The organism is Tabrizicola sp., assembly GCF_041913445.1.
Classification (GTDB): Bacteria; Pseudomonadota; Alphaproteobacteria; order Rhodobacterales; family Rhodobacteraceae; genus Tabrizicola.
Genome location: NZ_JAYSFG010000023.1, coordinates 1 through 24664 on the forward strand (window position 1 = coordinate 1; position 24664 = coordinate 24664).

General features: G+C 67.7%; 29 protein-coding genes and 1 pseudogene. 19 read left to right on the top strand and 11 right to left on the bottom strand.

The annotated features are described in order from the left end of the window. The 8 genes from ACE3Q6_RS18925 to lpdA form a co-directional block, all read left to right on the top strand. Positions 1 to 354 (top strand): 2-oxo acid dehydrogenase subunit E2 (locus ACE3Q6_RS18925; RefSeq protein ID WP_374435882.1); only part of this gene is annotated, 354 nt, incomplete at its 5' end. Next, complete coding sequence (locus ACE3Q6_RS18930; RefSeq protein WP_374435884.1) at positions 354 to 935, top strand: hypothetical protein; 582 nt, start codon at positions 354 to 356, stop codon at positions 933 to 935. The genes ACE3Q6_RS18925 and ACE3Q6_RS18930, both read left to right, overlap by 1 nt. Positions 936 to 1059: 124 nt before the next feature. Then, on the top strand, positions 1060 to 1299 hold the full coding sequence (locus ACE3Q6_RS18935; protein ID WP_374435886.1) for a hypothetical protein: 240 nt from the start codon (positions 1060 to 1062) through the stop codon (positions 1297 to 1299). Between the two features lie 106 nt (positions 1300 to 1405). Next, positions 1406 to 1759 carry a DUF4440 domain-containing protein gene (locus ACE3Q6_RS18940; protein ID WP_374435888.1) on the top strand — a complete coding sequence of 118 codons (354 nt, stop codon included), beginning with the start codon at positions 1406 to 1408 and terminating at the stop codon, positions 1757 to 1759. Then, the gene (locus ACE3Q6_RS18945) at positions 1756 to 2157 is read left to right on the top strand and encodes a hypothetical protein (RefSeq protein WP_374435890.1); all 402 of its coding nucleotides are present in this window, start codon (positions 1756 to 1758) and stop codon (positions 2155 to 2157) included. Before ACE3Q6_RS18940 ends, ACE3Q6_RS18945 begins: the two co-directional genes overlap by 4 nt. Continuing rightward, a complete protein-coding gene (locus ACE3Q6_RS18950) occupies positions 2154 to 3089 on the top strand; it encodes a glycosyltransferase family 2 protein (protein WP_374435893.1) in 936 nt (311 codons plus the stop codon). The genes ACE3Q6_RS18945 and ACE3Q6_RS18950 overlap by 4 nt, the downstream gene beginning before the upstream one ends. Further along, the gene (locus ACE3Q6_RS18955) at positions 3086 to 3481 is read left to right on the top strand and encodes an MAPEG family protein (RefSeq protein WP_374435895.1); all 396 of its coding nucleotides are present in this window, start codon (positions 3086 to 3088) and stop codon (positions 3479 to 3481) included. The genes ACE3Q6_RS18950 and ACE3Q6_RS18955 overlap by 4 nt, the downstream gene beginning before the upstream one ends. 84 nt (positions 3482 to 3565) lie before the next feature. Further along, positions 3566 to 4954, top strand: coding sequence for a dihydrolipoyl dehydrogenase (lpdA, locus tag ACE3Q6_RS18960; protein ID WP_374435897.1), 1389 nt, complete (start codon positions 3566 to 3568; stop codon positions 4952 to 4954). 142 nt (positions 4955 to 5096) lie between these two features. Here the strand turns inward: lpdA and hemC are convergent, their stop codons facing one another. Next, positions 5097 to 6035 (bottom strand): hydroxymethylbilane synthase, encoded by a 939-nt coding sequence (hemC, locus tag ACE3Q6_RS18965; RefSeq protein WP_374435899.1) that lies wholly within the window; start codon positions 6033 to 6035, stop codon positions 5097 to 5099. Between the two features lie 90 nt (positions 6036 to 6125). On the opposite strand from hemC, the gene hemE reads away from it, so the two are divergent. Both hemE and ACE3Q6_RS18975 read left to right on the top strand, forming a co-directional pair. Then, the gene (gene hemE, locus ACE3Q6_RS18970; RefSeq protein WP_374435902.1) at positions 6126 to 7157 is read left to right on the top strand and encodes a uroporphyrinogen decarboxylase; all 1032 of its coding nucleotides are present in this window, start codon (positions 6126 to 6128) and stop codon (positions 7155 to 7157) included. 61 nt (positions 7158 to 7218) lie between these two features. After that, complete coding sequence (locus ACE3Q6_RS18975) at positions 7219 to 8124, top strand: EamA family transporter (RefSeq protein ID WP_374435904.1); 906 nt, start codon at positions 7219 to 7221, stop codon at positions 8122 to 8124. A 27-nt stretch (positions 8125 to 8151) separates the two neighbouring features. Here the strand turns inward: ACE3Q6_RS18975 and ACE3Q6_RS18980 are convergent, their stop codons facing one another. Beyond that, the gene (locus ACE3Q6_RS18980; protein WP_374435906.1) at positions 8152 to 9297 is read right to left on the bottom strand and encodes an acyl-CoA dehydrogenase family protein; all 1146 of its coding nucleotides are present in this window, start codon (positions 9295 to 9297) and stop codon (positions 8152 to 8154) included. A gap of 125 nt (positions 9298 to 9422) precedes the next feature. On the opposite strand from ACE3Q6_RS18980, the gene ACE3Q6_RS18985 reads away from it, so the two are divergent. Beyond that, entirely contained in the window at positions 9423 to 10115 is a 693-nt protein-coding gene (locus tag ACE3Q6_RS18985) for a winged helix-turn-helix transcriptional regulator (protein ID WP_374435909.1), read from the top strand. An 87-nt stretch (positions 10116 to 10202) separates the two neighbouring features. Here ACE3Q6_RS18985 and ACE3Q6_RS18990 read toward each other — a convergent pair whose 3' ends face one another. The 6 genes and pseudogenes from ACE3Q6_RS18990 to argB all read right to left on the bottom strand — a co-directional run bounded on the left by ACE3Q6_RS18990 (position 10203) and on the right by argB (position 15612). Continuing rightward, positions 10203 to 11726, bottom strand: a complete 1524-nt coding sequence (locus tag ACE3Q6_RS18990) for a cryptochrome/photolyase family protein (RefSeq protein ID WP_374435911.1) — start codon at positions 11724 to 11726, stop codon at positions 10203 to 10205. Further along, positions 11720 to 12379, bottom strand: a pseudogene (locus ACE3Q6_RS18995) (SDR family NAD(P)-dependent oxidoreductase). The gene ACE3Q6_RS18990 and the pseudogene ACE3Q6_RS18995 overlap by 7 nt, the downstream one beginning before the upstream one ends. A gap of 263 nt (positions 12380 to 12642) precedes the next feature. Then, complete coding sequence (locus tag ACE3Q6_RS19000) at positions 12643 to 13146, bottom strand: histidine phosphatase family protein (protein ID WP_374435913.1); 504 nt, start codon at positions 13144 to 13146, stop codon at positions 12643 to 12645. Continuing rightward, complete coding sequence (locus ACE3Q6_RS19005) at positions 13143 to 13829, bottom strand: ferredoxin (protein WP_374435915.1); 687 nt, start codon at positions 13827 to 13829, stop codon at positions 13143 to 13145. The genes ACE3Q6_RS19000 and ACE3Q6_RS19005 overlap by 4 nt, the downstream gene beginning before the upstream one ends. Beyond that, on the bottom strand, positions 13769 to 14560 hold the full coding sequence (locus ACE3Q6_RS19010) for a sterol desaturase family protein (RefSeq protein ID WP_374435916.1): 792 nt from the start codon (positions 14558 to 14560) through the stop codon (positions 13769 to 13771). Before ACE3Q6_RS19010 ends, ACE3Q6_RS19005 begins: the two co-directional genes overlap by 61 nt. 152 nt (positions 14561 to 14712) lie before the next feature. Beyond that, positions 14713 to 15612 carry an acetylglutamate kinase gene (gene argB / locus ACE3Q6_RS19015; RefSeq protein WP_374435919.1) on the bottom strand — a complete coding sequence of 300 codons (900 nt, stop codon included), beginning with the start codon at positions 15610 to 15612 and terminating at the stop codon, positions 14713 to 14715. Between the two features lie 103 nt (positions 15613 to 15715). On the opposite strand from argB, the gene ACE3Q6_RS19020 reads away from it, so the two are divergent. From ACE3Q6_RS19020 to yihA, 6 genes are all read left to right on the top strand, one after another. Continuing rightward, positions 15716 to 16447, top strand: coding sequence for an SDR family oxidoreductase (locus ACE3Q6_RS19020; protein WP_374435921.1), 732 nt, complete (start codon positions 15716 to 15718; stop codon positions 16445 to 16447). Between the two features lie 55 nt (positions 16448 to 16502). Further along, positions 16503 to 17369 carry a tRNA 2-thiocytidine(32) synthetase TtcA gene (gene ttcA, locus ACE3Q6_RS19025; protein WP_374435923.1) on the top strand — a complete coding sequence of 289 codons (867 nt, stop codon included), beginning with the start codon at positions 16503 to 16505 and terminating at the stop codon, positions 17367 to 17369. A gap of 76 nt (positions 17370 to 17445) precedes the next feature. Beyond that, the gene (locus ACE3Q6_RS19030) at positions 17446 to 18933 is read left to right on the top strand and encodes an EAL domain-containing protein (RefSeq protein ID WP_374435925.1); all 1488 of its coding nucleotides are present in this window, start codon (positions 17446 to 17448) and stop codon (positions 18931 to 18933) included. A 179-nt stretch (positions 18934 to 19112) separates the two neighbouring features. After that, complete coding sequence (gene yidC, locus ACE3Q6_RS19035; RefSeq protein ID WP_374435927.1) at positions 19113 to 20948, top strand: membrane protein insertase YidC; 1836 nt, start codon at positions 19113 to 19115, stop codon at positions 20946 to 20948. Further along, complete coding sequence (locus ACE3Q6_RS19040; RefSeq protein ID WP_374435930.1) at positions 20945 to 21706, top strand: MOSC domain-containing protein; 762 nt, start codon at positions 20945 to 20947, stop codon at positions 21704 to 21706. The genes yidC and ACE3Q6_RS19040 overlap by 4 nt, the downstream gene beginning before the upstream one ends. Further along, positions 21706 to 22356: a ribosome biogenesis GTP-binding protein YihA/YsxC gene (yihA, locus tag ACE3Q6_RS19045; RefSeq protein WP_374435932.1), complete on the top strand. Its 651-nt coding sequence runs from the start codon at positions 21706 to 21708 to the stop codon at positions 22354 to 22356. Before ACE3Q6_RS19040 ends, yihA begins: the two co-directional genes overlap by 1 nt. 60 nt (positions 22357 to 22416) lie before the next feature. On the opposite strand, the gene yidD is transcribed toward yihA, so the two are convergent. Genes yidD through rpmH form a run of 3 tightly spaced genes read right to left on the bottom strand, consistent with a single transcriptional unit; the run spans position 22417 to position 23236 of the window. Continuing rightward, positions 22417 to 22665: a membrane protein insertion efficiency factor YidD gene (gene yidD, locus ACE3Q6_RS19050; protein ID WP_374435934.1), complete on the bottom strand. Its 249-nt coding sequence runs from the start codon at positions 22663 to 22665 to the stop codon at positions 22417 to 22419. After that, positions 22662 to 23069, bottom strand: coding sequence for a ribonuclease P protein component (gene rnpA, locus ACE3Q6_RS19055; RefSeq protein ID WP_374435937.1), 408 nt, complete (start codon positions 23067 to 23069; stop codon positions 22662 to 22664). Before rnpA ends, yidD begins: the two co-directional genes overlap by 4 nt. Positions 23070 to 23101: 32 nt before the next feature. Then, on the bottom strand, positions 23102 to 23236 hold the full coding sequence (gene rpmH / locus ACE3Q6_RS19060) for a 50S ribosomal protein L34 (RefSeq protein WP_103259146.1): 135 nt from the start codon (positions 23234 to 23236) through the stop codon (positions 23102 to 23104). 236 nt (positions 23237 to 23472) lie between these two features. Between rpmH and ACE3Q6_RS19065 the strand changes: the two genes are divergently transcribed. Both ACE3Q6_RS19065 and ACE3Q6_RS19070 read left to right on the top strand, forming a co-directional pair. After that, the gene (locus tag ACE3Q6_RS19065; RefSeq protein WP_374435939.1) at positions 23473 to 24216 is read left to right on the top strand and encodes a TVP38/TMEM64 family protein; all 744 of its coding nucleotides are present in this window, start codon (positions 23473 to 23475) and stop codon (positions 24214 to 24216) included. Then, on the top strand, positions 24217 to 24664 hold a 448-nt coding region (locus ACE3Q6_RS19070), incomplete at its 3' end, for an FAD-dependent oxidoreductase (RefSeq protein WP_374435941.1).

Here is a 24664-nt window from a genome sequence, read left to right on the forward strand (position 1 = left end):
CAGATGGGCTTCGCCGCCATCGAGAAGAAGATCGCCGAACTTGGCCTCCGCGCCCGCGACGGCAAACTCTCGATGGCCGAGATGCAGGGCGGCTCCTTCACCATCTCGAACGGCGGCGTCTACGGCTCGCTGATGTCCTCCCCCATCCTCAACCCCCCGCAGTCCGGCATCCTCGGCATGCACAAGATCCAGGACCGCCCCGTCGTGGTGAACGGCCAGATCGTCATCCGCCCGATGATGTACCTGGCGCTCAGCTACGACCACCGGATCGTGGACGGGAAAGGGGCGGTAACGTTCCTGGTCCGGGTGAAAGAGGCTCTGGAAGACCCGCGTCGGCTGTTGATGGATTTGTGATGCTGAATGACGGGCGGACCCCCGAGGAACGCGGCGCGGCATTCGACCGATACCTCCGCGTCCGAAGTGACTTTGTCAAAGTCCTGGACCGCTGGCCCGAGGATAGAGCGAAACGCAATCTCGTGGTCCGCCTGGGCGTCATGCTCGTCGCAGCTGTCTTCGCGGGGTCCGGGTTGGGCGTTGCCCTTATCCGGTCAGGTCAGATTGGCTTTTTCCTGTATGCAGCGATCCTGGTCGCCGGCAGCCTTGCCATCACGTACCGAGGGGAGGTCGTGACCAGTGCGATCCCCGGATATTCAAACAACCGGGCAGCGATCCTCCTTGGTCTGATTGCATTCTTCCTCGTCTTCGTTCCTGGCGACTCGCCCATCTATGGCCCGGCGATCAGCTTTCTTGGGTTCATCTACTTTGGTTGGCCAGCGTTGGGGGCGATCAAATCCCTTCGTGACCTGCCCGCCAGCCGCCAGGTACTCGCGCTGACCGACTATCTTGCGCAGCTTCCCAAGGACGAGCGAAGGAATGCGCTGATGATCCTCAAGGATCGTACCGGCATGTTGCTGGTACACGATTCGAAGCTTTGAGCTGGCTTTCCAATCCCCGCATGACCCACCCAGCCCCCACCCACAGGCCCGAAGCGCCTCCCCTCCCCCTCCGTGGGGAGGGGATGGGGGTGGGGGGCACCCGGCCCACAACAGGAGCCCCCAAATGACCCAACTCCTGCTTCAAACCCAAGCCCCCGACTACGCCGCCTGGAAAGCCGCTTTCGACGCGGAAGCCGAGAACATCGCCGCCGCCAGCCTTTCCACCCTGCAAATCTGGAAGGGCGACCAGAACGCCATCCTCGTCCTCTTCGAGGTCCACAACCGCAAGAACGCGGAAGCGTGGCTCGCCAAGCAATCCGCCCTCGGCCACCCCTACCAGGCCCAGTTCCTGCAAACCGCATGACCCACCCCGCCCCCACCCACAGGCCCGAAGCGCCTCCCCTCCCCCTTCGTGGGGAGGGTCTGGGGGTGGGGGGCGGTTCGCATCCACGCACCTGCGGGGCCACCCCATGACCCACCCCCTCGCCACCCTCGAACTGACCCTCTGGCGCACGGAAACCCGCTACAACCGCGCCCTGATGGAGCAGACCTTCGCCCCCGACTTCCGCGAATTCGGCCGCTCCGGCCGGCGCTACACCCGCGAAGACCTCCTCCCCACGGGCGAGACCCACGCCATCGACGCCACCCTCCACGACCTCATCGTCACCGAGATCGGCGCTGACGTCGCCCTCGTCACCTACCGCTCCGAACTCCGCCGCCCCACCCAGACCGAATGGGCCAACCGGTCCTCCCTCTGGGACCACTCCACAGGCAAATGGCAGCTTCGCTTCCACCAGGGCACCCCCTGCGAGGCTCCGGCATGATCCGCGCCGCGCTCATCCTCCTCCTCGCCAGCCCCGCCACGGCTCAGGTCATCCCCTCCGGCTCCCCCGCCGCCGACATCCTTTTGTCGCAGGCCATCACCGAACACCGCGTCTTCCTGACCTGCAACGCACTCGACCCCATCGGCCATCCGATCATGGTCCAGCGTTGGGAAGCGGACGTCGCCGCCGCGGCCGCGATCCTGCGCACCAAAGGCGTCCCGCGCGCCGCCATCGACGCCTTCACCAAGGCCGCCCGACCCGAGGCCCTGCTGCCCAGCGCGGACCTTCCCTTCGCCGAACTGCGCCAGACCTGCCTCGCCCAGGCCGACTGGCCCGCCCGCTATGCCCGGGGCGACTACATCCGCCTCGACGAGCGGCTCCCGAGGGCGTTCCCATGACACCCGTCGCGCTGATGTCCTGCATGCGGAACGAGGGCATCCACATCCTCGAATGGCTCGCCTACCACCGCGTGATCGGCTTCGGCCCCATTGTCATCTGCTCCAACGACTGTGACGACGGCTCGGACCACCTGATTGACCTCCTCGCCCACCACGGCCTGATCGACCACCTGCCGAACCCGCTCCAACCCGGTGAACCGCCGCAGCGGAAGGGGATCGACCGCGCGCTGGTGCATCTGCAGGACAGCCCCGCCGACTGGCTTGCCCATCTCGACGTGGACGAATTCCTGAACATCGCCCCCGGCGCAAGCCCAGTCCAGGACCTGATTGACAGGGCCCAGGACGCCCACGCCATCGCGCTGCCCTGGCGGATGTTCGGCGACAACGGCCACCAGACCTGGCCCGGCGAGACCTTGCGCGCCTTTACCGCCTGCGAACCCGCGCCGGACCCCGCAACCGTCAAGTTCAAGTCGATCTTCCGCCACCGCGACTTCGCCTCCGCCTCGGACCACATGCCCACTGCCCCCCGGGTGGAAACCCCGCTCGCCGTCAATGCCGCCGGCGAACCCCTCTCCTCCGCGCCGCTCTTCGGCGCTCCCGTCGCCCGTTATCTGCCCCTCGATATCGCGCTCCGCGGCGGGGCCGTGGTAAACCACTACGCCATCCGCTCCACCGACAGCTTCCGCCTGCGCCAGGCACGCGGCCGCGGCATGGGCGCGCCCTGGCCGAAATACGTCCCCGGCTCGATGTGGCACCGCCGCGCCAACCGGAACGAGGTCCAGGACCGCACCATCCTCCGCCGCTGGCCCAAGGTCGAAGCCGAGATCGCCCGCCTCCGCGCCCTGCCCGGAGTGGCCGCGGCCGAAGCCGCCTGCCACGCCTGGTTCCTGGACGCCAGGACCCGCCCCCTCCCCGACCAGAGGACCGCATGACCCCCGAACTCACCGCCCTCGCCCTTGCCGGCCTCCTCCAGGCGCTGCAGTACATCACCTTCGCCATCCCCGCGAACATGGAACTGGGCACCGGTTACACCTCCTCCCCCCGCGACCGCCCGCCCTCGCGGCAGATGTCCATCACCACCGGGCGGCTGCAGCGCGCGCTGAACAACCATTTCGAGGGGCTGATCCTCTTTACCCTCGCCGTCGTGGTCGTGACCCTCGGCAACCAGTCCACCGCCACCACCCAATATGCCGCCTGGACCTACCTCGCGGCCCGCCTCCTCTACGTCCCCGCCTATGCCCTCGGCTGGCGCCCTTGGCGCTCGGCCATCTGGGCGGTAGGCTTCTTCGCAACCGTGACGATGATCGTGGCCGCCCTGATCTGACCCTTTCATCTTTGCCCAAATATCCTGCGGGGGTCCGGGGGTGCAAAACCCCCGGTTCCCCGGCCAAACCAAGGAACCGACCAAATGGCAGATTTCGACACCATCATCATCGGCGCAGGCCCCGGGGGCTACGTCGCCGCCATCCGCGCCGCCCAGCTCGGCCAGAAGGTCGCCTGCGTCGAGGGACGCGAGACGCTCGGCGGCACCTGCCTCAACGTCGGCTGCATCCCCTCGAAGGCGCTCCTCCACGCCACGCACCTGCTTCATGAAACCCATGAGAACTTCGAGAAGATGGGCCTCATGGGCGCCCATCCCACCGTCGACTGGGCCAAGATGCAGGCCTACAAGGCCGATGTCGTCTCGGGCAACACCAAGGGGATCGAGTTCCTGTTCAAGAAGAACAAGGTCACCTGGCTGAAGGGCTGGGCCACCATCCCCGCGCCGGGCCAGGTCAAGGTCGGGGATGAGGTCCACACCGCGAAGAACATCGTCATCGCTACCGGTTCCGAGGCCTCCAGCATCCCCGGCGTCGAGATCGATGAACAGACCATCGTCACCTCCACCGGCGCCCTCACCCTGTCCAACCCGCCGAAGTCGATGGTCGTCATCGGCGCGGGCGTCATCGGGCTGGAGATGGGCTCCGTCTACGCCCGCCTCGGCACCGAGGTGACCGTGGTCGAATACCTCGACGCCATCACCCCCGGCATGGACGCCGAGGTCGCCAAGACCTTCCAGCGCATCCTCACCAAACAGGGCCTGAAATTCGTCCTCGGTGCCGCCGTCCAGTCCGTGACCAAGACCGCCACCGGCGCGACCGTCAGCTACAAGCTGAAGAAGAACGACAGCGAAGCGAGCCTCGACGCCGAGATCGTCCTCGTCGCGACGGGCCGCAAGCCCTACACCCAAGGCCTCGGCCTCGAAGCGCTTGGCGTGGAAATGGGCCCCCGCGGCACGATCAAGACCGACGCGCATTGGCAGACCAACATCCCCGGCCTCTACGCCATCGGTGACGCCATCGCGGGCCCCATGCTTGCCCACAAGGCCGAAGATGAAGGCATGGCCGTGGCCGAGGTCCTCTCCGGCAAGCACGGCCATGTCAACTATGGCGTCATCCCCGGCGTGATCTACACCACGCCCGAGGTCGCCAGCGTTGGCCAGACCGAGGAGCAACTCAAAACCGAAGGCCGCGCCTACAAGGTCGGCAAGTTCCCCTTCATGGGCAACGCCCGCGCCAAGGCAGTCTTCCAGGCCGAGGGCTTCGTGAAGCTCATCGCCGATGCCACCACCGACCGCATCCTCGGCTGCCACATCATCGGCCCCGCCGCAGGCGACCTGATCCACGAAGTCTGCGTCGCGATGGAATTCGGCGCCTCGGCCCAGGACCTGGCCCTCACCTGCCACGCCCATCCCACCTGGTCCGAAGCCGTCCGCGAAGCCGCGCTCGCCTGCGGCGACGGCGCGATCCACGCCTGACCAACCGCTCGTCGTTTGGCTTCGTCTCCTCCTCGCATGGGCGCCGACCCCCCGCGAGGAGGGACGACGTCCCCGACGAGATGACGTGCGCTAAGGAATGGAACCAACTCCGGGGAAAGCACCCCCCGTGGCACAACCGCCGTCAGTCGAAGAACCCCGGTCCCGCCCGCCCCAGCAGTTCCTCCGCCAGCGCCCTACCCACCTCGGCGCCCTGGCCCACCGGCCCCCGTCGCTCACCGGTGACCGAGGCCGAACCGTCCGGCCGCAGGATTTCCCCCCGCAGCCACAGATCCGGCCCGTCGATCACCGCAAGCCCCGCGATGGGCGTCTCGCAAGACCCGTCGAGCGTCGCCAGGAACGACCGTTCGGCCGCCAGCCGCAGTCCCGTCTCCCCGTCATGGATCGCCGCCAGCATCGCCGCCACGCGCTGATCGGCCACCCGCCGTTCGATCCCGATCGCGCCCTGCGCCACGGCAGGCAGCATCTCCTCGGGCGCGATCGCCGACCGCGCCACCTCGGCCATCCCCAGCCGCGTGATCCCCGCCATTGCAAGGAAGGTGGCGTCGGCCACCCCCTCGTCCAGCTTCCGCATCCGCGTCTGCACGTTGCCCCGGAACTCTACCAGCTTCAGGTCCGGCCGCCGCAGCGCCAGCTGCGCCCGCCGCCGCAAGCTCGACGACCCGACAGTGGCCCCCTGCGGCAGCTCCGCAATCGACCCGAAGCGCGGAGAGACGAAGGCATCCCGCACGTCCGCCCGCTTCAGGTAGCAGTCCAGCACCAGCCCCTCGGGCTGCAGGGTCGGCATGTCCTTCATCGAATGGACCGCGATGTCGATGCTGCCGTCCAGCAGCGCCTCCTCGATCTCGCGGGTGAAAAGCCCTTTCCCCCCGATCTCGCGCAGGGCCTTGTCCTGGATCTGGTCGCCCGTGACCTTGATCACCACGATCTCGAAGGCCGCCTCGGGCAGGCCGAAGGCCTCCATCAGGCAGCGCCGGGTCTCGTGCGCCTGCCACAGGGCCAGGGGCGAACCACGGGTTCCGATCTTCAGCGGGCGGGCGGGGGTCGGCAGATCATCGCGCATGACGCAAGGCTTACCTGTGTCACGCGCGCCTGACAACTCTTGACATCCCGGTCCCCACAGCCGACCCATGAAGCCGTAGCAAAGAGGCCGATGATGACCAAGACGATCCTGCGCGCGCTCAAGGGCGAGGTGCTGCCCACCCCCCCGATCTGGATGATGCGCCAGGCTGGCCGCTACCTCCCCGAATACCGCGAGACGCGCGCCAAGGCCGGGGACTTCCTCTCGCTCTGCTACACCCCCGACCTCGCCGCCGAGGTCACGCTGCAACCGATCCGCCGCTACGGCTTCGACGCTGCGATCCTCTTCGCCGACATCCTGCTGCTCCCCCAGGCGCTTGGCCCGAAGCTCTGGTTCGAAACCGGCGAAGGCCCGCGGATGGAGACGACGGACACCCCCGGCCAGGTGGCGAACCTGAAACCGACCGAGGCGATCCACGACACCCTGTCGCCCGTCTACGAGACCGTCCGCATCCTTGCCCGTGAACTCCCGGCCGAGACCACGCTCATCGGCTTCGCCGGCGCCCCCTGGACCGTCGCCACCTACATGATCGCCGGCCGCGGGTCCAAGGACCAAGGCGCGGCCCACGCGCTCAAGGCCCACGACCGCCCCACCTTCCAGGCCCTGATCGACCGGATCACCGAGGCGACGGTGGAATACCTCTCCGCCCAGATCGAGGCCGGGGCCGAGGTGGTGAAACTCTTCGACAGCTGGGCCGGCAGCCTGAAGGGCCAGGATTTCAAGGACTTCGCCGAGGCCCCCGCGCAGAAGATCATCTCCGCCCTCAAGGCCCGCCACCCCGGCATCCCCGTCATCGCCTTCCCGCGTGAGGCGGGCCAGGGCTACATCGGCTTTGCCCACCGCACCGGTGCGGACTGCGTCGCCATCGACAATTCGGTCAGCCCGGAATGGGCCGCCGCCAACGTCCAGATCGACGGCTGCGTCCAGGGGAACCTTGCGCCCGAGCACATGGTGACCGGCGGCCAGGCGCTGATCGCTGCCACCCAGCACGTCGTCCGCGCCTTCTCCAAGGGTCCGCACATCTTCAACCTCGGCCACGGCATCACGCCCGAGGCGCATCCGGACAACGTCCAGTTGATGATCGACACGATCCGCGGGACCTGACCGCAAACGTAAGGTGGGCAATAATGCCCACCCTACCCCCGCGCAGCGCGCTTCCCGGGCCATGATCGACCACCTCTGGATCCCCGTCACCCTCGCCGCCGCCGTCGCCCAGACCGGCCGCAACGCCACCCAGCGCGGGCTGACCGAACGCCTTGGCACCCTTGGCGCGACCAACGTCCGCTTCCTCTACGGCCTGCCCTTCGCCTGCGCCTTCCTTGCGCTGGCCCTCTGGCTGACCGGCAGCCCGATCCCGACCCTCACCCCCCGCGCGTTGGTCTTCACCGCCCTCGGTGCCGCCGCCCAGATCGCCGCCACCGCGCTCATGCTCCAGGCGATGCGCACCCAGGGCTTCGGCCTCGTCACCGCCTGGCTCAAGATCGAGCCCGTCCTCGTCGCCCTCATTGGGTGGGCCGTCCTGGGCGAGGCGCTGACCCTCCCCATGCTCGCCGCCATCGCTATCGCGGTGGCAGGGGTCCTCGTCATGACCCTGAAACCCGGCCAGGGCCGCAGCCTTCTGACCGACCTCCGCCCCGCGACGCTTGGCCTCGCCGCGGGCCTCTGCTTCGGCCTTTCCGCCATCGGCTTCCGCGGCGCGATCATCGCTCTGCCCGAAGGCACCTTCCTCATCCGCGCGCTCACCATCCTTGCCCTGACGCTGGCGCTTCAGACCGCCGCGCTTGGTGCCTGGCTTGCCGTGACGAACCGCCCCGCGCTGACCGGCAGCGCCCGCGCCTTCCTCCCGTCCCTCGCCGCGGGCTTCCTCGGCGCCCTCGCCTCCGCCGGCTGGTTCACCGGCTTCGCGCTGACCTCACCCGCCAACGTCCGTACCCTGGCGCTGGTCGAGGTCGTCCTCGCCCTCCTCGTCGCCCGCTACGCGATGGGCCAGCGCACGACCCCCCGCCAACTGTCCGGGATCGCCATCCTACTGGTCGGAGTGCTCCTCCTCCTGCGCGCGCAACCCGCGTAGGGTGGGCGACGCGCCCACCCCCATCGCTTAGAACACCGTCGCCACCGACTCGCCCAGCGCCATCGCCCCGGCGTACTGCGCCTGCGGACCGCGCTGCATCGCGTGATAGCGCGCGCCCTGGATGTCGCGGAACCGGCGCTCCAGCCCGGCCGAGCGGTAAAAGCCCGCCCCGCTGGCCAATTCCATCGCCAGTTCCACCGCTCGGATCATGTGGTCCGCCCCCAGCACCTTGCCCTTCATCACCGCATCCACCGTCTCGGCCGACGGCGCGTTGCGGTCCACCGCCGCCAACATCGCTTCATGGGCGGCCTCTGCCCCGTAAAGCTCGGTTATCATCCGCCCCGCCAGGGACCGCATGTCATGGGTAACCGGCCGCTCCCGCGCCAGGTCCAGGGCGATCCGGCAGGCGCTGTCCGCCACACCCAGATAGGCGGCATAGATCAGCGGAAAGGCAATGGTGGCGATGGTCTGGAACAGCGGATGCCACTCGCCCGCCTTGCGCTTCAGCGCCACGGCGACCTCCGGCACGAACAGGTCGTCCAGCACCACGTCATGCGACCCGGTGCCCCGCATCCCCAGCGTATGCCAGGTGTCCAGGATCCGCACCTCCTCGGCCTTCATCGGCGCGCCGAAATGCAGGACATGGCGCACCCCGTCCTCTTCCAGCACGGCCCCCGTCATCAGCACCGTCCCCGCCGCCGCGCCCGAGGTGAAGATCTTCCGCCCCGAGATGCGGTAGCCCCCCTCGACCCGCCGCGCCACGCCCGAGCCGTTGATCCAGTCTGACCCGCCGCTCGACAGAAGCACGATCCGCTCGGCCGCCACGCGCCGCAACAAGGGCTCCACCGCGGCCACCTTCTGGTGCTGCCAGCGCCAGGCCGGGATCGCCACCTGGTGGGTATGCATGGCAAAGGCCAGCGCCGTCGACCCGCAGGCCCGCCCCAAGACCCGCAGCATCGCCGCAAGCTCGCGCACATCCGCACCACCGCCGCCCAACTCGCGCGGCACCCCCGCCTCGACCAGGCCCGCCTCCTTCAGCAGCGCATAGTTCTCCGCCACGAAGCGGTCCTCGGCATCCGCCTGCCCAGCCCCCGCGGCAATCCTTTCCGACAAACCCTCGGCAATCGTCACGGCATCCCGAGTCTCGGCCGGGATCTCTGCTGTCAAAGTCATGGTGGCACTCCTTTTTCATTGAATGCCCCATCGTCTTCTCTCGGGCCTCCGACGGCCAGTCCACGAACTGTACTAGGGGGTTCGCCCCCGGGGTGTTACCCTTCGCATGAACCAGGAGGCCCCCCATGACCGAGACCGCAAGCTACGGCCAGTTCTGCCCCGTCTCGATGGCCGCCGAGATCCTCTGCGCGCGCTGGACCGTCGTCCTTCTGCGCGAGATGCTCTGCGGCTCCACCCGCTTCAACGACCTGCGCCGCGGCCTGCCGCGCATGTCGCCGACGCTTTTATCCAAACGGCTGAAAGAGCTGGAACTGGCGGGGGTGATTCAGTCGGTCCCGACGCCTGCCGGAACCTCGGAATACCGCCTGACCGAAGCGGGCGAGGAGCTCCGCCCGATCATCATCGGCATCGGCACCTGGGGCCAGCGCTGGGTGGAATCGCGTCTCTCGCTCCGTAACCTGGACCCGACGCTCCTGATGTGGGACATGCGGCGGAACCTCAGCACCGACCCCCTGCCGCCACGCCGCTGCACGATACAGTTTCTGTATCCCGAACTTGCCCCGACCCATCGCAACTACTGGCTGGTGGTCGAATCGGGCGACGTCGACCTTTGCCAGACCGACCCGGGGTTCGAGGTCGACCTCCTGGTGACAAGCTCGCTGCGCACCATGACCTCGATCTGGATGGGCCTTTCCCGCCTCGATGCCGAGGTGCGGGCCGGCCGCGTCCATCTCGACGGCGACCCCGCGATCAGCCGCGCGATGCAGCAATGGCTGAAGCTCAGCGTCTTCGCCCAGGTCGAACGCCGGGTGGCCTGACGGGGAGAGAAGGGTTAACACCACCCTAACGCAAAATCGCAACTCTTTGATTTCGTTGTGGTCCCGGCGCTTGTCCACCGTGGACAGTCACACGACCTCCCACCGGTCGAGCCGCGCCAGCAGCCCTTCGGCCCCCGCCAGCACCGCCTCCCGGTGGCCGGCCTCCATCCCATCCCAGACCCGGTACATCTGCGCCATCCGAGGGTTCGACCGGAACCGCTCCCGATGCCGCACGAGGAAGTGCCAGTAGAGAAGGTTGAACGGACACGCCCTCTCCCCCACCTTCTCCTTCACCCGGTAGGAACACCCCCCGCAGTAGTCCGACATCCGGTCGATATAGGCCCCCGACGAGACATAGGGTTTCGACCCCAATACCCCCCCATCCGCGAACTGGCTCATCCCGATCGTGTTCGGCGCCTCCACCCATTCGAAGGCATCGACATAGACCGACAGGTACCACTCATGCACCTCCGCCGGGTCCACCCCCGCAAGCAACGCGAAATTCCCCGTCACCATCAGCCGCTGGATATGGTGGGCGTAAGCGAGGTCCCGCGTCTGCCCGACGGCCGCCTGCATGCAGGCCATTTCAGTCTCGCCGCCCCAGTAGAACCAGGGCAGCTTCCGCACATGCCCCAGCGCGTTCCCCTCCAGGTAGGCCGGCCCCTTCAGCGCCCAGATGCCCCGCACATACTCCCGCCAGCCGATCACCTGCCGGATGAACCCCTCCGCCGCCTGGATCGGCACCTTCCCCGCCTGCCACGCCGCCTCCACCGCCTGACAGACCTCCATCGGCGACAGAAGCCCGATGTTCATGTAAGGCGAGACCAGCGCATGGGAGAGGAACGCCTCCCCCTCCAGCATCGCATCCTGCTCCTCGCCGAACCGGACCAACCGCTCCTTGACGAACTCCGCCAGGGCCGCCAGCGCGCCGGCCCGGTCCGTCGCCCAGCGAAACGGCCGCACCCGCCCGAAATGGGAAAACCGCGCCTCCACCAGCGCCAGCACTTCCTCCACCACCGCATCCGGCGCGAAGTCCCGGGGCCGGGGCCGCAGCAGGTCGGCCTTCGCCGGCTTCCGGTTATCATGATCGAAGTTCCACTGCCCGCCCGCCGGCTGGTCCCCCTCCATCAGGAGGCCGGTCTTCCGCCGCATCTCGCGATAGAACCACTCCATCCGCAGCTGCTTCCGCCCCTCGGCCCAACCCGCGAACTCCGCCTCCGAGCAGATGAACCGGTCGTCCTCCAGCACCCGCACCGGAACCGGCAACTCCTCCAGGTCCCGCACTATCCGCCACTCCCCCGGCTTCGTCGCAATCACCTCCGACGCCCCGACCTCCGTCGCCCGCCGTAGCAGCTCCCCCGAGATCGTCTGCGAATTCTCCGGATCGTCCAGCCGCGAATAGGCAACGCGCCACCCCTCCGCCGCCAACGCTGCGGCAAACTTCCGCATCGCCGCCAATATCAGCGCGATCTTCTGCGGATGGTGCGGGACGCTCGTCCCCTCCCCCATCACCTCCGCCATCACCACCACGTCCCGCGCCCGGTCCGCCGCCTTCAAGGCCGCGACATCCGGCGTCAGCTGGTCCCCCAAGACAAGGACCAGCCTCACCACGGCACCACCTCGCCCTTCCAGTCGTAGAACCCGCCCGACTGCTCCGGCCCCAGCCCCTCCAGGACCCGCAGCAGATTCCCCGCCGCCACCTCCGGGCTGACCGAGGGATGCCCCGCCCGCAAACTCGGAGCCAACCCCGTCTCCACCGTCCCCGGGTGCAGGGCCACAAAGACCGATAACGGATGCGTCCGCTTCGCTTCCACCGAGGCCGTCCGCACCAGCTGGTTCAAGGCCGCCTTCGCCGCCCGGTAGCCATACCAGCCGCCCAGCGCGTTATCCCCGATCGACCCCACCCGCGCCGACAGGACCGCCAGCCGCGACACCCGGTCCCTGGGAAGCAGCCGCAACGCATGTTTCATCACCAGCGCCGGACCAACCGCGTTGACCGCAAACTGCGCCGCCAGCCCCTCGGCCGTCACCGACCGCAGCGACTTCTCCGGCCCCACCCCGGCGATGATCAACGCCCCCTACGCCACCACCAACAGATCGAACCACGCCTCCATCACCGCCAAGGCTGCCTCCACCGAGGATTCCTCCATCACGTCGAGCCCATCGCCCGACCGCGACAGCCCTACGACGTCACACCGCCCCCGCAACTCCGCCACAAGCGCCGCGCCGATCCCGCCCGACGCCCCGACCACCAATGCCCGCATATCGCCTCCAAAGCCTGCCACTCCAGATAGCTCCCCACGGCCACGCGACCACTTTCATACTGGCCCAAATATCCCCGCCGGAGGCTCCTACACCTCCCCCAGTCACCGCAGTCAGGCACGCGTCCGCGGCAGCGCCGTCGTGGGGGGTTCGATGCCCCCCGCGACGGCTCCCCCGTTCAAGACAGGGTTAAGCCCACCCTAAGGCAGACAACCAACCCGTTGATTTCCCTGAAACCCGCAGACCCGTCCAGCGCGGGCAGGCGTCAGACCACGATCTCGCGCGGCACGATGAAATCGACCGTGACGCCCGATCCGAAGGTGACCTCGGACCAGTCCGCCGCATCGAAGTCCACGACCAGCGTCGCCCCCGTCGGATAGCGGGCGAACTCGGGGTTCGACGGCGGATGCGCCACCAGTCGCGCTGCGAACTCGGCAATGCCGGGGTTGTGCCCGATCATCATCACCACGTCCGCCTTGGCATGCCGCAGCACCGCCATCATCACATCCGGCCCCGCATGATAGAGCGCGGGCTTCAGCTCCAGGACCGGCGCCCCGGGCAGGGCCGGCGCAATCCCCGAGAAGGTCTTCCGCGTCCGCACCGCATCCGAACACAGCACCTCACCCGGCACGTAGTCGCGGCTCGCCAGCCATTGCCCCAGATCCGCTGCGGCCGCCTTGCCACGGTCGTTCAGGGGGCGGTCGTGGTCGGGAGTCAGCGGGTCGTCCCAGGAGGATTTCGCGTGCCGCGTCAGGATCAACCGCTTCATCTGTGGAACTGCCCCATGTGGTAGGCCGACTGTTCGGGCAGTCTTGCATAGCTTTGCGACACCGGGCAAGCGCGGCGCACGAGGCAGCCACCGGTCAGGCACTCCCCGCCATCGGGCCGGTCCAGCCAGGCATGGCAGCCAGGGACATCATACCCCGCCCCGGTCAGCGCCCCCGCCGGACAGGCGGTCAGGCAAGGGGCCGGACAGGCGTCACAGGGCTTCACCGCCGGTGAAGGCACCTCCACCGCCTCCTTCAAAGCCAAGGCCCCCCGGAAGCTCACCATCAGACCCTGCCCGGAATGCACCAGAAGCCGCACCGGGCTGTCCCAGACCCGCCCCGACCGCAGCGCCCATTGGTAGAACGGGTGATAGGGCGGCCCGCCGAAGGGAAACAGCGCCTTGGACCCCAGATCGCAAGCAATCCGCCCGATCACCCGCCGCGACCAGCGGTCCACCGGGTCAGGGTCCCCCCATTCCGGCTGCGCCTGCAGATGCGCCCAGAACCCCGGCTCCTTCGGTCCCAGAAGAAGCAGAGTTCGCGTCCCCGCCGGAAAGCCCGCCTCGCCCTCGGCCACCGCGAAGCCACCCAGCACCTCCAGCCGCTCGGCCTCCAGCGCTGCCTCTAGCGCCGGAAGGGCAACCCCAGGCTCCACCCCAGCCGCGCCGGTCTTTCGTCCTGCCATTCCAGCCCCACTGTCATTGCATCCTGCCCTGCCCTCGGTTCTGGCACATAGGTGCCAAACAGCCTGTCCCAAACCGACAGGGCAAAGCCGTAATTGCTGTCATGCTCCTCGCGGTGCACCGAGTGATGCACCCGGTGCATGTCCGGCGTCACCAGCACCAACCGCAGCCCTCGGTCCAACCACCCCGGCAGCGCCAGGTTCGAGTGGTTGAACAGCGCCGTCCCGCTGAGCAGTATCTCGAACACCAGCACCGCCAGCGCCGGCGGTCCCAGCAGATAGACCAGCCCGATCTTCAACCCCATCGATGCCAGGATCTCCACCGGATGGAACCGGAAACCCGTGGTCACGTCCATGTCGCGGTCGGCATGGTGGACCCGATGGAAACGCCAGAGGAACGGCACCTTGTGCGTCACCAGATGCTGCGCCCAGATGGCCAGGTCCAGGATCAGGACCGCCAGCACCAGCTCCACCCAGCCCGGCCAGCTTAGCCAGTTGAACAGCCCCCAGCCCTGCGCCTGCGCGTCCATTGCGGCCCCTATGGCCAGCAGCGGCAGCGCCACGGCCAGCCCCCGCAGCGCCAGTGTGTTCAGCACGGTGATCGCCAGGTTGGTCGGCCAGCGCTGCCCCCGCGACAGGCTGCGCGCCCGCCGGGGCACCACCGCTTCCAGCCCCGCGAAAAGCGCGAAGAGGCCAAGGAACACCCCGCCCCGCCAGAGGATTTCCTGCTCCATCCGCCCACCCTACACCCGATTCGCGGGGAAAGGTTAACAGCGCATCGGCGCAGTCACCGAACGAAGCGATGCCCGACGGATGCCCGACAGAAAGCCGACAGAAGGCAGACCAGGAAAACCCAGCCGTGTCAGTGGATCAACTCGCCAACCGCTCAGCGCCGGACATGCGGCTTCACCCGCGGCTCGGTCGACCGGATCTGGCTCCCCGCGCCGTGGTCGGTGAAGAGCTCCAACAGGCAAGCGTTAGGCACCTTCCCGTCCAGGATCGTCACAGCCCGCGTCCCCTGCTCGATCGCCATCAGCGCCGTCTCGGTCTTCGGGATCATCCCGCCCGAGATCACGCCCTCCTCGGTCATCTTCCGGATCTCGTCCGGCGTGATCTGGGTCATGACCTTGCCCGAGGCATCCTTGACCCCCGGCACATCGGTCAGGAGCAGCAGACGGTCCGCCTTCAAGGCCCCCGCAATCGCCCCCGCCGCCGTGTCGCCGTTCACGTTGAAGGTCTCGTTGTCCTTCATCCCCGTGGCCACCGGGGCCACCACCGGGATGATCCCGGCGTTGTAAAGGTCGCGCAGCACCTGCACGTTCATCTCCACCGGACGACCCACGTAGCCCAGCTCCGGATCATCCGCCTCGCAGACCATCAGGTCGTCGTCCTTGCCGGAAATTCCCACGGCGCGCCCGCCCGCGTCCATGATGGCCTGCACGATCCGCTTGTTGACGAGGCCCGACAGGATCATCTCCACCACCTGCACCGTGGCCTTGTCGGTGACCCGCTTGCCACGGACGAACTCGGACTTGATCCCAAGCTTATCAAGCATTTCGTTGATCATCGGCCCGCCGCCGTGGACCACCACTGGGTGCACGCCCACCTGCTTCATCAGCACGATGTCGCGGGCGAATTCGGCCATCGCCGCGTCGTCACCCATCGCGTTGCCGCCGAACTTCACGACCACCACCGCGCCCTCGAACCGCTGGAGGTACGGCAGCGCCTCGGACAGCATCTTCGCGGTCGTCTTTGCGTCCTCGGCGGTCAGGGTCTGCTGCTTCATCGGGGCCTCCATGTCTTCGCGCCGCATAAGCCTTTTCCGCCCCCCTGCCAAGCCTTGCCTTCCGCGTGTGGAAGCGTAGCCTTCCGCACCAAAGGAGCACCTCATGTCCGAACAGAAAACCCTTGTCCTGACAGGCGCAAGCCGCGGGATCGGCCACGCCACCGTCAAGCGGTTTTCGGCCGAGGGCTGGCGGGTCCTGACCTGCTCGCGCCAGCCGTTCGACCCGCGCTGCCCCTGGCCGGGGGGCGAGGAGAACCACATCGAGATCGACCTCGCCGATCCCAACAAGACCATCGCCGCCATCGAGACGATCAAGGGCAAGGTCGGCGGCCGCATTCATGCCCTTGTGAACAATGCCGGAATCAGCCCGAAAGGCCCGGGGGGCGCGCGGCTGAATACGTTGGACACGGACCTGCGCACCTGGGGACATGTCTTCCACGTCAACTTCTTCTCCAGCGTGATCCTGGCCCGCGGGCTGAAGGACGAGTTGACCGCCGCAAAGGGCTCCATCGTCAACGTGACCTCCATCGCCGGCTCCCGCGTCCACCCCTTCGCTGGCGCGGCCTATGCCACGTCCAAGGCCGCGCTCGCGGCGCTCACCCGCGAAATGGCCCATGACTTCGGGCCCTTGGGCGTCCGCGTCAACGCCATCGCACCGGGAGAGGTGGAGACGGCCATCCTCTCCCCCGGCACCGACAAGATCGTGGAAAAGTTGCCGATGCAGCGCCTTGGCCAGCCGAAAGAGGTCGCCGACGTGATCTGGTTCCTGTGTTCCGAGCAGTCCAGCTACATTTCGGGCGCCGAGATCGAGGTCAACGGTGCCCAGCACGTCTGACCTTTGCACCCCCATCGCCGCTCTGGCATAAGGCCGCATCCCGAAAGGTCCGCCCATGCTTGACGACACCGACGACATCCACCCGCTGTTCCACGGTGCCCCCAAGGGACTGGAGTTCCGCAAGCTGCGCAAACGCCTGGTGCAACAGGTGCGCGAGGCGATCGACACCTACGGCATGGCGCGTGCGGGGGACCGCTGGCTCGTCTGCCTGTCGGGCGGCAAGGACAGCTATACGCTCCTCGCCATCCTGACCGAGCTGAAATGGCGCGGCCTTCTGCCCGTCGACCTTCTGGCCTGCAATCTCGACCAGGGCCAGCCGAACTTCCCGGCAACCGTCCTACCGGAGTTCCTGACCCGGATGGGTGTCCCGCACCGGATCGAATACCAGGACACCTATTCCGTCGTCATCGACAAGATCAAGCCGGGCGGGACGATGTGTTCCCTCTGCTCCCGGCTAAGGCGCGGCAACCTCTACCGCATCGCCCGTGAGGAAGGGTGCTCGACCGTCGTCCTTGGCCACCACCGCGACGACATCCTGGAGACGTTCTTCATGAACCTCTTCCACGGCGGCCGCCTCGCCTCCATGCCGCCGCGGCTACTGAACGAGGACGGCGACCTCTTCGTCGCCCGCCCCCTCGCCTTCGTCTCCGAGGAGGACTGCGGCAAGTTCGCCAGCGCGATGAACTACCCGATCATCCCCTGCGACCTCTGCGGCAGTCAGGAGGGCTTGCAGCGCGCGCAGGTGAAGAAGCTGCTTGACGACTGGGAGGCACGGACCCCAGGCCGGCGGCAGGTGATGTTCCGCTCGCTGATGAACGTCCGGCCCTCGCACCTGGCGGACCCGACCCTTTTCGACTTCGCGGGCCTTGCTGCCGCTCTGGCAGATAGCGAAAATTCTTCGCAACTTTCAGGTGAGCGTTAAGGAACCGATCATGAACATCCAGCTAGCCTGAGCCCCAGACCGCGGGTTTCACCCGCTGACAAGGGGGACAGCTGCCATGATGTTTGCGCTTTCGCGGGGGACCATCACGCCCTGGCAGATTGTCGCGCTTCTGCCGGTCCTGGCACTTGCGACCTATTGGGCCTGGGGCGAGGGGGCGTTGGTCGGACTGGCTGCCCTCCTGCCACCGGCCGTCCTGGCCTATGGGCTGGTCCTGCGGCGGACGGCGCCGCTTTCGGCCTCGGACCAAGTGACCCAGCGTCTGGACTGGACCCTGTCCGACATCGCGGCAAAGGGCGGCGCGACCGGGTGCCTCGTTATCCAGTTCGACAACGCGGCGCATCTTGTCGACCGGGTCGGCCGCACCCGACAGTGCGAGGTTCTGGCCGCCTCCATCGCCCGCCTGCGCGGGGCGCTTCGCCCCGGTGACATGCTCTACCCCATGGAGGATGGCAGTCTGGCCGTGGCCCTGGGCGCGACTCCGCGACTTGATGCCGAGATCATGGTGCGCATCGCGGCGCGACTGCAGCTGGTGGCCCAGCAGCCGGTGTCCCTTGCGGACGGGCCCACGCAGGTCAGCTGTTCCATCGGCTTCTGTCACGCGCAGCAGTTGCGCCACCCGGGCGGGCGGGCCCTCCTGGACGCGGCCCAGATCGCCGCCGAGGAAGCCGCGCGCCACCTGCCGGGCGCGATCCGTGGCTATTCGGATGAGCTTGCCCGCGCCCGCGCCGATCGTGACGCGCTGCGCGCGGGCTTCTCGCAGGCCGTGGACCGGGGCGAGATCCAGGCCTGGTTCCAGCCGCAGCTCTCGACCGACAGCGGAGAGGTTTCGGGCCTGGAAGCTCTTGTCCGCTGGCAGCATCCCGAACGCGGCCTGCTGGCCCCAGGCAGCTTCCTACCCGCCATCGAGGGCTCCGAGCTGATGGAGCTTCTGGGCCAGACGATGCTGGCGCAAGCCTGCGCGGCGCTTGACGAACTGGATCGCTGTGGCCTGCGGGTGCCGACCGTCGCGGTGAACTTCTCGGCCCAGGAACTGCGCGATCCGCAGCTGGCAGACCGCCTGCGCTGGACGCTTGACCGGTTCAAGCTGGCCCCGTCGCGACTGACCGTGGAAGTGCTGGAGTCGGTCGTCGCCGGCGATGGCGACGAGGTGATCGCCGCCAATATCAGCCGAATCGCCGCGATGGGCTGCGGGGTGGACCTTGACGATTTCGGCACCGGAAACGCCTCGATCACCGCGATCCGCCGCTTCGCGCTGAACCGGCTGAAGATCGACCGCAGCTTCGTAAGTGGGGTCGACGTGAACCGCGACCAGGAGAAGCTGGTCACCGCCATCCTGTCCCTGGCCGAACGGCTTGGACTGGAAACCCTTGCCGAGGGCGTCGAGACCCCTGCCGAACACGCGCTTCTCGCGCAGCTCGGCTGCGGGCATGTGCAGGGATATGTCGTGGCCAAACCCATGCCGGTCGGTGACCTCGTTCGCTGGCTGACCGCCCACCGTGACCGCCAGCGCGCCGCCATCCGGATCGGCGTGCGGGCAAGGTGATCCCGAAACGCCTGGCCGACCCGCCCTTCTCTTGCGCCTCACCCTTGGCAGGCGGAAAGGCACATAGGAAGGTGGCTGCGATTTGATCGCGGCCCCTGCGCGAAAAGGGCGAAACCGCTTGACCTTTGGACGCCCCTGTCGTTGAAGCACCGCGGATCGATCTGCAAGGTGGTTGCGGCATGGAAGAGCAGAACAACAAGAACCTCATCCTCGCGATGGTTCTTAGCGCGGCAGTGATGCTCGTCTGGTTCATCTTCTTCCCGCCGCCAGAGCCGCCGGCGCAGACCGCGACCACCCAGACCGGAACCGAGGCCGTGGCAACCGCCCCCGCCGAGGCGACGACGACCCAGCCCCAGGCCGAGGCGACCCCAGTGCCCGAAGCCCCGCGGCTGGCGATCGATACACCCAAGCTTGCCGGGTCCCTGTCCCTGCGCGGTGGCCGGATCGACGACCTGTCGCTAAAGACCTACCGCCAGGAGCTTGCACCGGACTCGCCCATTGTCCGCCTTCTGTCGCCGGTCGGGGAAGAGTTGTCCTATTACTCGGTCTTCGGCTGGCTCCCCGGCACCGGGCTTGAGGCCGCCGACGTCCCCGACGCCAATACCGCCTGGACTGCCGATGCGGCGGCGACGCTCGCCCCTGGCAAGCCAGTGACGCTCCGCTGGGAGAACGGCAAGGGGCTGACCTTCCTGCGCGAGGTTTCGGTCGACGAGGACTTCATGTTCACCGTCACGGACACCGTACAGAACGGCTCGGGTGCAGCGGTTTCGCTGCAACCCTACGGGATCGTCGCCCGACACGGCCTGCCGAAGCTTCAGAACATCTTCGTCGTCCACGAAGGCGCGATCCAGCGGACCGATGGCGAGCTGACCGAGACCGACTATGCCGACATCACCGAGTTCGAGGTGGACCAGCGCGAGGGCTTGCCGGCCGAGGTTTCGGAAGCGACGACCGATGGCTGGATCGGGTTCACCGACCACTACTGGATGACCACCCTCGTCCCCGAACAGGGCAAGCCGTTCAAGTCGGTGCTGAAATATGTCCCCGCCGCCGGCATCTACCAGGCCGAGGTGCGCCAGCCCGTGCTTTCCGTCGATCCGGGCGCGACCGCCACGTCGACCATGCGCTTCTTCGCCGGTGCGAAGGAATGGGCAACCATCCGCGCCTATGAGAACGAAAGCGGCATCCCGGGCTTTCTCGATTCCATCGACTGGGGCTGGTTCTACTTCCTAACGAAGCCGATCTTCGCGGTGCTGCACTGGCTGAACCTGCACATCGGCAACATGGGTCTTGCGATCATCGCGCTGACCTTCATCCTCAAGTTCCTTGTCCTGCCGCTGGCCTACAAGTCCTACGTCTCGATGGCACGGATGAAAGAGCTGCAGCCCGAGATGGAGGCGCTGAAGGAACGCGCGGGCGATGATCGCCAGAAGATGCAGCGCGAGATGATGCAGCTTTACAAGGACAAGAAGGTCAACCCCGCCGCGGGCTGCCTTCCGATCCTGATCCAGATCCCGATCTTCTTCGCGCTTTACAAGGTGATCTTCGTCACCATCGAACTGCGCCACGCCCCGTTCTTCGGCTGGCTCAAGGACCTCTCGGCGCCCGACCCGTCGTCGCTTTACAACTTTTTCGGCCTCCTGCCCTGGGACGCGCCGGCGACGGGGACGGTCCTGCACCTGATCTTCATCGGCGTCCTGCCGATCCTTCTGGGGATCACGATGTGGCTCCAGCAGAAGCTGAACCCCGCGCCCACCGACCCGGTGCAGGCCTCGATCTTCGCCTGGATGCCCTGGGTGTTCATGTTCATGCTCGGCGGCTTCGCCAGCGGCCTCGTGGTCTACTGGATCACCAACAACACGATCACCTTCATCCAGCAGTACCTGATCATGTGGAGCCACGGGAAACGGCCGGACATCTTCGGCAATATCCGCTCGGCCAAGGCCGCGAAGGCCGAGGCCAAGGCCAAGGCCGCGGCACCTGCCGCACCCGCGCCGAAGAAGGGCAAGAAGTGACCGTCCCGGCCGGGGGGCGCATCGCGCAACTGGTGCGCCACCCGATCAAGTCCGCCGGGTATGAACCCGTGGCCGAGGCCGTGCTGACCACAGGCGCGGCCTTTCCCTTCGACCGGGTCTGGGCCGTTGCCCATGCCGCCGCCCGCCTGACGGATCCGCCCACCTGGGCTCCGAAGCTGCAGTTCCTGCGCGGCTGGGGGTCTGCCGACCTCATGGCCGTCTCCTGCCGGTCGGATGCCGAGGCCGGACAGGTCACGCTCAGCCACCCTCGCCGCCCGACCGAGAGCTTCCGCCCCGACGACCCCGCCGACGCCGCGCGGCTGATCGACTGGCTGCGCCCGCTCTGGCCCGAAAACCGGCCCGAACCCGCGCGGGTGATCCGGGTGCCGGGCCAGGCGTTGACCGACCAGGACCAGCCGCTGGTCTCGATCAACTCGGCATCGTCCCTGGCCGAACTGTCCGCGCGGATGGGACGGGACCTGTCGCCGCACCGCTTCCGCGGCAACATCTGGGTGGAGGGCTGGCCTGCGATGGCCGAGCTTGACCTGATCGGGCAGGAGATCACCCTGGGCCAGGCCCGGCTGCGGGTCGAGGAACCCATCGGGCGTTGCCGCGCCACGGGCGCCAACCCCGAGACCGGAGAACAGGACGCCGACACGATGGACGCGCTTGAGGGCGCATATGGCCACAGTGACTTCGGCGTCTTCGCCCGGGTGATCCGCGGCGGCCGGATCGCCGTGAACGACGAGGTGCGCTGATGGCCATGACCTTCACCCTGACGCCGGAACCCGAGGACGAGGCGCGCGAGGCGGGGCGGCTTCTGTTCGCAGGCCCGGTCACCTTCGTGAAGGGCGTCGTGGCCATGTCCGGCCTGCCGCCGGCCGACCGCCTGGAGGTCTGCTTCGCGGGCCGCTCGAACGTGGGCAAGTCGAGCCTCATCAATGCGCTGACCGGCCGCAAGACGCTGGCCCGGGCCTCGAACACGCCGGGCCGGACGCAAGAGATCAACTACTTCGCCCTGGGCGAAGAGCGCTACCTCGTCGACCTGCCGGGATACGGCTATGCCGAGGCGCCGGTGGCCATCGTCGCCAAATGGCAGGCGCTGCTGAAGCAGTACCTGTCTGGTCGCGTCACCTTGCGGCGGGCCTTCGTGCTAATCGATGCGCGGCACGGGGTAAAGGCGGTGGACGAGGAAATCCTGAAGCTCCTTGACCGGTCGGCCGTGACCTTCCAGGCCGTGCTGACCAAGGTCGACAAGATCAACCGCGCCGAACGCGAGGCGGTGATCGAACAGGTGAAGGGTGCGCTGGGGAAGCATCCCGCGGCCTATCCCGAGATCGTGGTCACCAGTTCCGAAAAGGGCGAAGGGATCGAGACCCTGCGCGCGCTGATCGCGACGATGGAATAGGGCCAAGATCCTTAAGCAAGGATTTTGACAAATTTCTTACTCAAGAAATTTGGCCCGGCCCTACCGCCCCGCGTCGTGGTCAGGGTCCGCGCCCGGCACCGGGTCATAGCCATGCCCGCCCCAGGGATGGCAGCGGCAGATGCGGTGCGCGGCCAGGTATCCCCCCTTGATTGCCCCGTGCCGCTCCAGCGCTTCCAGTGCATAGGCCGAACAGGTGGGCTGGAACCGGCAGCCGTGACCAACCCAAGGGGAAAGGAGCAGCCGATAGGCGCGGACCGGCAGCGCCACGATCTGCGCCAGCGGGCTCATGGCCGGGCCCGGTGGACGCTGCGCATGGCCTGCATGAGGTCGGCCTTGAGGTCGGCATAATCGCGGGTGACGGTCGCCTCGGGCCGGGCCACCAGCACATAGTCCCATCCCGGCTGGGCAAGCGCGCCAAGCACCTCGCGCGCCAGGGCACGAAGCCTGCGCTTGGCGCGGTTCCTCAGGACGGCATTGCCGATCTTCTTTGACGCGGTGAACCCGACGCGGCAATCTGGCGTGCCGTCCGCCCGGTCCCGCGCCTGCAAAAGGAACCCGCCCGTCCCCTGCCGCCGTGCCGAGGCGGCCTTCAGGAAATCCGCGCGCTTCCGAAGCACGCAAAGCGAAACCGCCGGAGAGCCAGCGGGCGCTTCGGCGGCAATGCCTTGGCCCTGGATCTCCGGCGGTGTCATTCGCTAAACCTGATGCCCTTGCGGGCGAAGGATCAGGCGGTCAGCTTGTGACGGCCCTTGGCGCGGCGGGCAGCCAGGACCAGACGGCCGTTCTTGGTGGCCATGCGCGCACGGAAGCCGTGGCGGCGCTTGCGAACCAGGTTCGACGGTTGAAAGGTGCGCTTCATCGCGGCTCTCCATTAGACTTGACCCGAACCCATGCGGGATTCGAGGGCCCGTAACTTGAAGCCCGTCCTTTACGGGCGCTTTCGGCCCAAGTCAACGCAGCCAGCGCGGATTTCCTGCAACATTTCGCGCGGGCCCGCCGCGAAATGTTTCAGTCCACCGAAGAACGCCCCGTGCCGGATCAAGGCCGCGTGAAACCCCTGTCGCTTTGTGCCGTCCAGGGCCATGTTCGATCCCCATGCAAGGATCCGACATCCCCCCCGCCGCTCCGATCTCTTCCGCCCGGATCTGGCTGCGACGCCTGCCGATCCTGGTGATTCTGGCGGCGGCCGTCCTGGGTGCCATCGCCTTCCGCGACACGCTGAGCTTCGAGACCCTGGCGCGCCACCGCGACGATCTTCTGGCCTTCCGCGACGCACATTACCTCTGGGCCGTCCTTGGGTTCCTGGCGGCCTATGTCACCATCGTGGCGTTCAGCCTGCCAGGGGGCACGATCGCGACCCTGGCGGGCGGGTTCCTCTTCGGGCTCTTTCCCGGCGTGCTTTACAACGTGGCCGGCGCGGGAACCGGGGCGGTCCTGGTCTTCCTCGCCGCGCGCAGCGGATTTGGCGACGCCCTGGCGCAAAAGCTTCAGGCAGCGGGGGGCAAGGCCGCAAAGCTGCAGGCGGCCCTGCGTCAGAACGAATGGTCCGTCCTCTTCCTGATGCGCCTTGTCCCCCTGGTGCCCTTCTTCATCGCCAACCTGATCCCGGCCTTCGTCGGCACAAGCTTGACCCGCTTTGCAGTTTCGACCTTCATCGGGATCATCCCTGGCGCCCTTGTCTTCACCTCGGTCGGCTCGGGCCTGGGCGAGGTCTTTGCCCGGGGCGAGGCACCGGACCTGGGGATCATCTTCACTCCGCCGGTGCTGTTCCCGCTTCTGGGTCTTGCCGCGCTTGCGGCGCTGCCGATGGTGATGCGTGCGCTCAAGGGAGGGCGGTGAATGCAGCGGATCGAGACGGACATCTGCGTGATCGGGGCGGGGTCCGGCGGCCTGTCGGTGGCCGCGGGCGCGGTGCAGATGGGTGCGCGCGTCGTGCTGATCGAGGCGGACGAGATGGGGGGCGACTGCCTGAACACCGGCTGCGTGCCCTCGAAGGCTCTGATCGCGGCGGCGAAGGCGGCCGAGGCACAACGTCGCGGGTTTCGTGGGATCGCCCCGATGGAGCCGCAAGTGGATTTCGCCGCCGTAAAGGGACATGTCGAGGCGGTGATCGAAGAGATCGCCCATGTCGACAGCCAGGAACGGTTCGAGGGCCTGGGCTGCACCGTCCTGCGCGCCTTCGCGCGCGGCAACTCCCCCCGGGAAGTACCCGCCGGGGCTACCAACGGCCCCGCCCCGCGCGTCGTGATAGCCCCCCGCGCGCGCCCGCGCGCGCACAGCGTCCAAA

Bases quoted from the DNA above. Each gene is read 5' to 3' on its own strand.
- ACE3Q6_RS18930 (WP_374435884.1), top strand. From the start codon at position 354: ATGCTGAATGACGGGCGGACCCCCGAGGAACGCGGCGCGGCATTCGAC.
- ACE3Q6_RS18935 (WP_374435886.1), top strand. From the start codon at position 1,060: ATGACCCAACTCCTGCTTCAAACCCAAGCCCCCGACTACGCCGCCTGG.
- ACE3Q6_RS18940 (WP_374435888.1), top strand. From the start codon at position 1,406: ATGACCCACCCCCTCGCCACCCTCGAACTGACCCTCTGGCGCACGGAA.
- ACE3Q6_RS18945 (WP_374435890.1), top strand. From the start codon at position 1,756: ATGATCCGCGCCGCGCTCATCCTCCTCCTCGCCAGCCCCGCCACGGCT.
- ACE3Q6_RS18950 (WP_374435893.1), top strand. From the start codon at position 2,154: ATGACACCCGTCGCGCTGATGTCCTGCATGCGGAACGAGGGCATCCAC.
- ACE3Q6_RS18955 (WP_374435895.1), top strand. From the start codon at position 3,086: ATGACCCCCGAACTCACCGCCCTCGCCCTTGCCGGCCTCCTCCAGGCG.
- lpdA (WP_374435897.1), top strand. From the start codon at position 3,566: ATGGCAGATTTCGACACCATCATCATCGGCGCAGGCCCCGGGGGCTAC.
- hemC (WP_374435899.1), bottom strand. From the start codon at position 6,035: ATGCGCGATGATCTGCCGACCCCCGCCCGCCCGCTGAAGATCGGAACC.
- hemE (WP_374435902.1), top strand. From the start codon at position 6,126: ATGATGACCAAGACGATCCTGCGCGCGCTCAAGGGCGAGGTGCTGCCC.
- ACE3Q6_RS18975 (WP_374435904.1), top strand. From the start codon at position 7,219: ATGATCGACCACCTCTGGATCCCCGTCACCCTCGCCGCCGCCGTCGCC.
- ACE3Q6_RS18980 (WP_374435906.1), bottom strand. From the start codon at position 9,297: ATGACTTTGACAGCAGAGATCCCGGCCGAGACTCGGGATGCCGTGACG.
- ACE3Q6_RS18985 (WP_374435909.1), top strand. From the start codon at position 9,423: ATGACCGAGACCGCAAGCTACGGCCAGTTCTGCCCCGTCTCGATGGCC.
- ACE3Q6_RS19000 (WP_374435913.1), bottom strand. From the start codon at position 13,146: ATGAAGCGGTTGATCCTGACGCGGCACGCGAAATCCTCCTGGGACGAC.
- ACE3Q6_RS19005 (WP_374435915.1), bottom strand. From the start codon at position 13,829: ATGGCAGGACGAAAGACCGGCGCGGCTGGGGTGGAGCCTGGGGTTGCC.
- ACE3Q6_RS19010 (WP_374435916.1), bottom strand. From the start codon at position 14,560: ATGGAGCAGGAAATCCTCTGGCGGGGCGGGGTGTTCCTTGGCCTCTTC.
- argB (WP_374435919.1), bottom strand. From the start codon at position 15,612: ATGAAGCAGCAGACCCTGACCGCCGAGGACGCAAAGACGACCGCGAAG.
- ACE3Q6_RS19020 (WP_374435921.1), top strand. From the start codon at position 15,716: ATGTCCGAACAGAAAACCCTTGTCCTGACAGGCGCAAGCCGCGGGATC.
- ttcA (WP_374435923.1), top strand. From the start codon at position 16,503: ATGCTTGACGACACCGACGACATCCACCCGCTGTTCCACGGTGCCCCC.
- ACE3Q6_RS19030 (WP_374435925.1), top strand. From the start codon at position 17,446: ATGATGTTTGCGCTTTCGCGGGGGACCATCACGCCCTGGCAGATTGTC.
- yidC (WP_374435927.1), top strand. From the start codon at position 19,113: ATGGAAGAGCAGAACAACAAGAACCTCATCCTCGCGATGGTTCTTAGC.
- yihA (WP_374435932.1), top strand. From the start codon at position 21,706: ATGGCCATGACCTTCACCCTGACGCCGGAACCCGAGGACGAGGCGCGC.
- yidD (WP_374435934.1), bottom strand. From the start codon at position 22,665: ATGAGCCCGCTGGCGCAGATCGTGGCGCTGCCGGTCCGCGCCTATCGG.
- rnpA (WP_374435937.1), bottom strand. From the start codon at position 23,069: ATGACACCGCCGGAGATCCAGGGCCAAGGCATTGCCGCCGAAGCGCCC.
- rpmH (WP_103259146.1), bottom strand. From the start codon at position 23,236: ATGAAGCGCACCTTTCAACCGTCGAACCTGGTTCGCAAGCGCCGCCAC.
- ACE3Q6_RS19065 (WP_374435939.1), top strand. From the start codon at position 23,473: ATGCAAGGATCCGACATCCCCCCCGCCGCTCCGATCTCTTCCGCCCGG.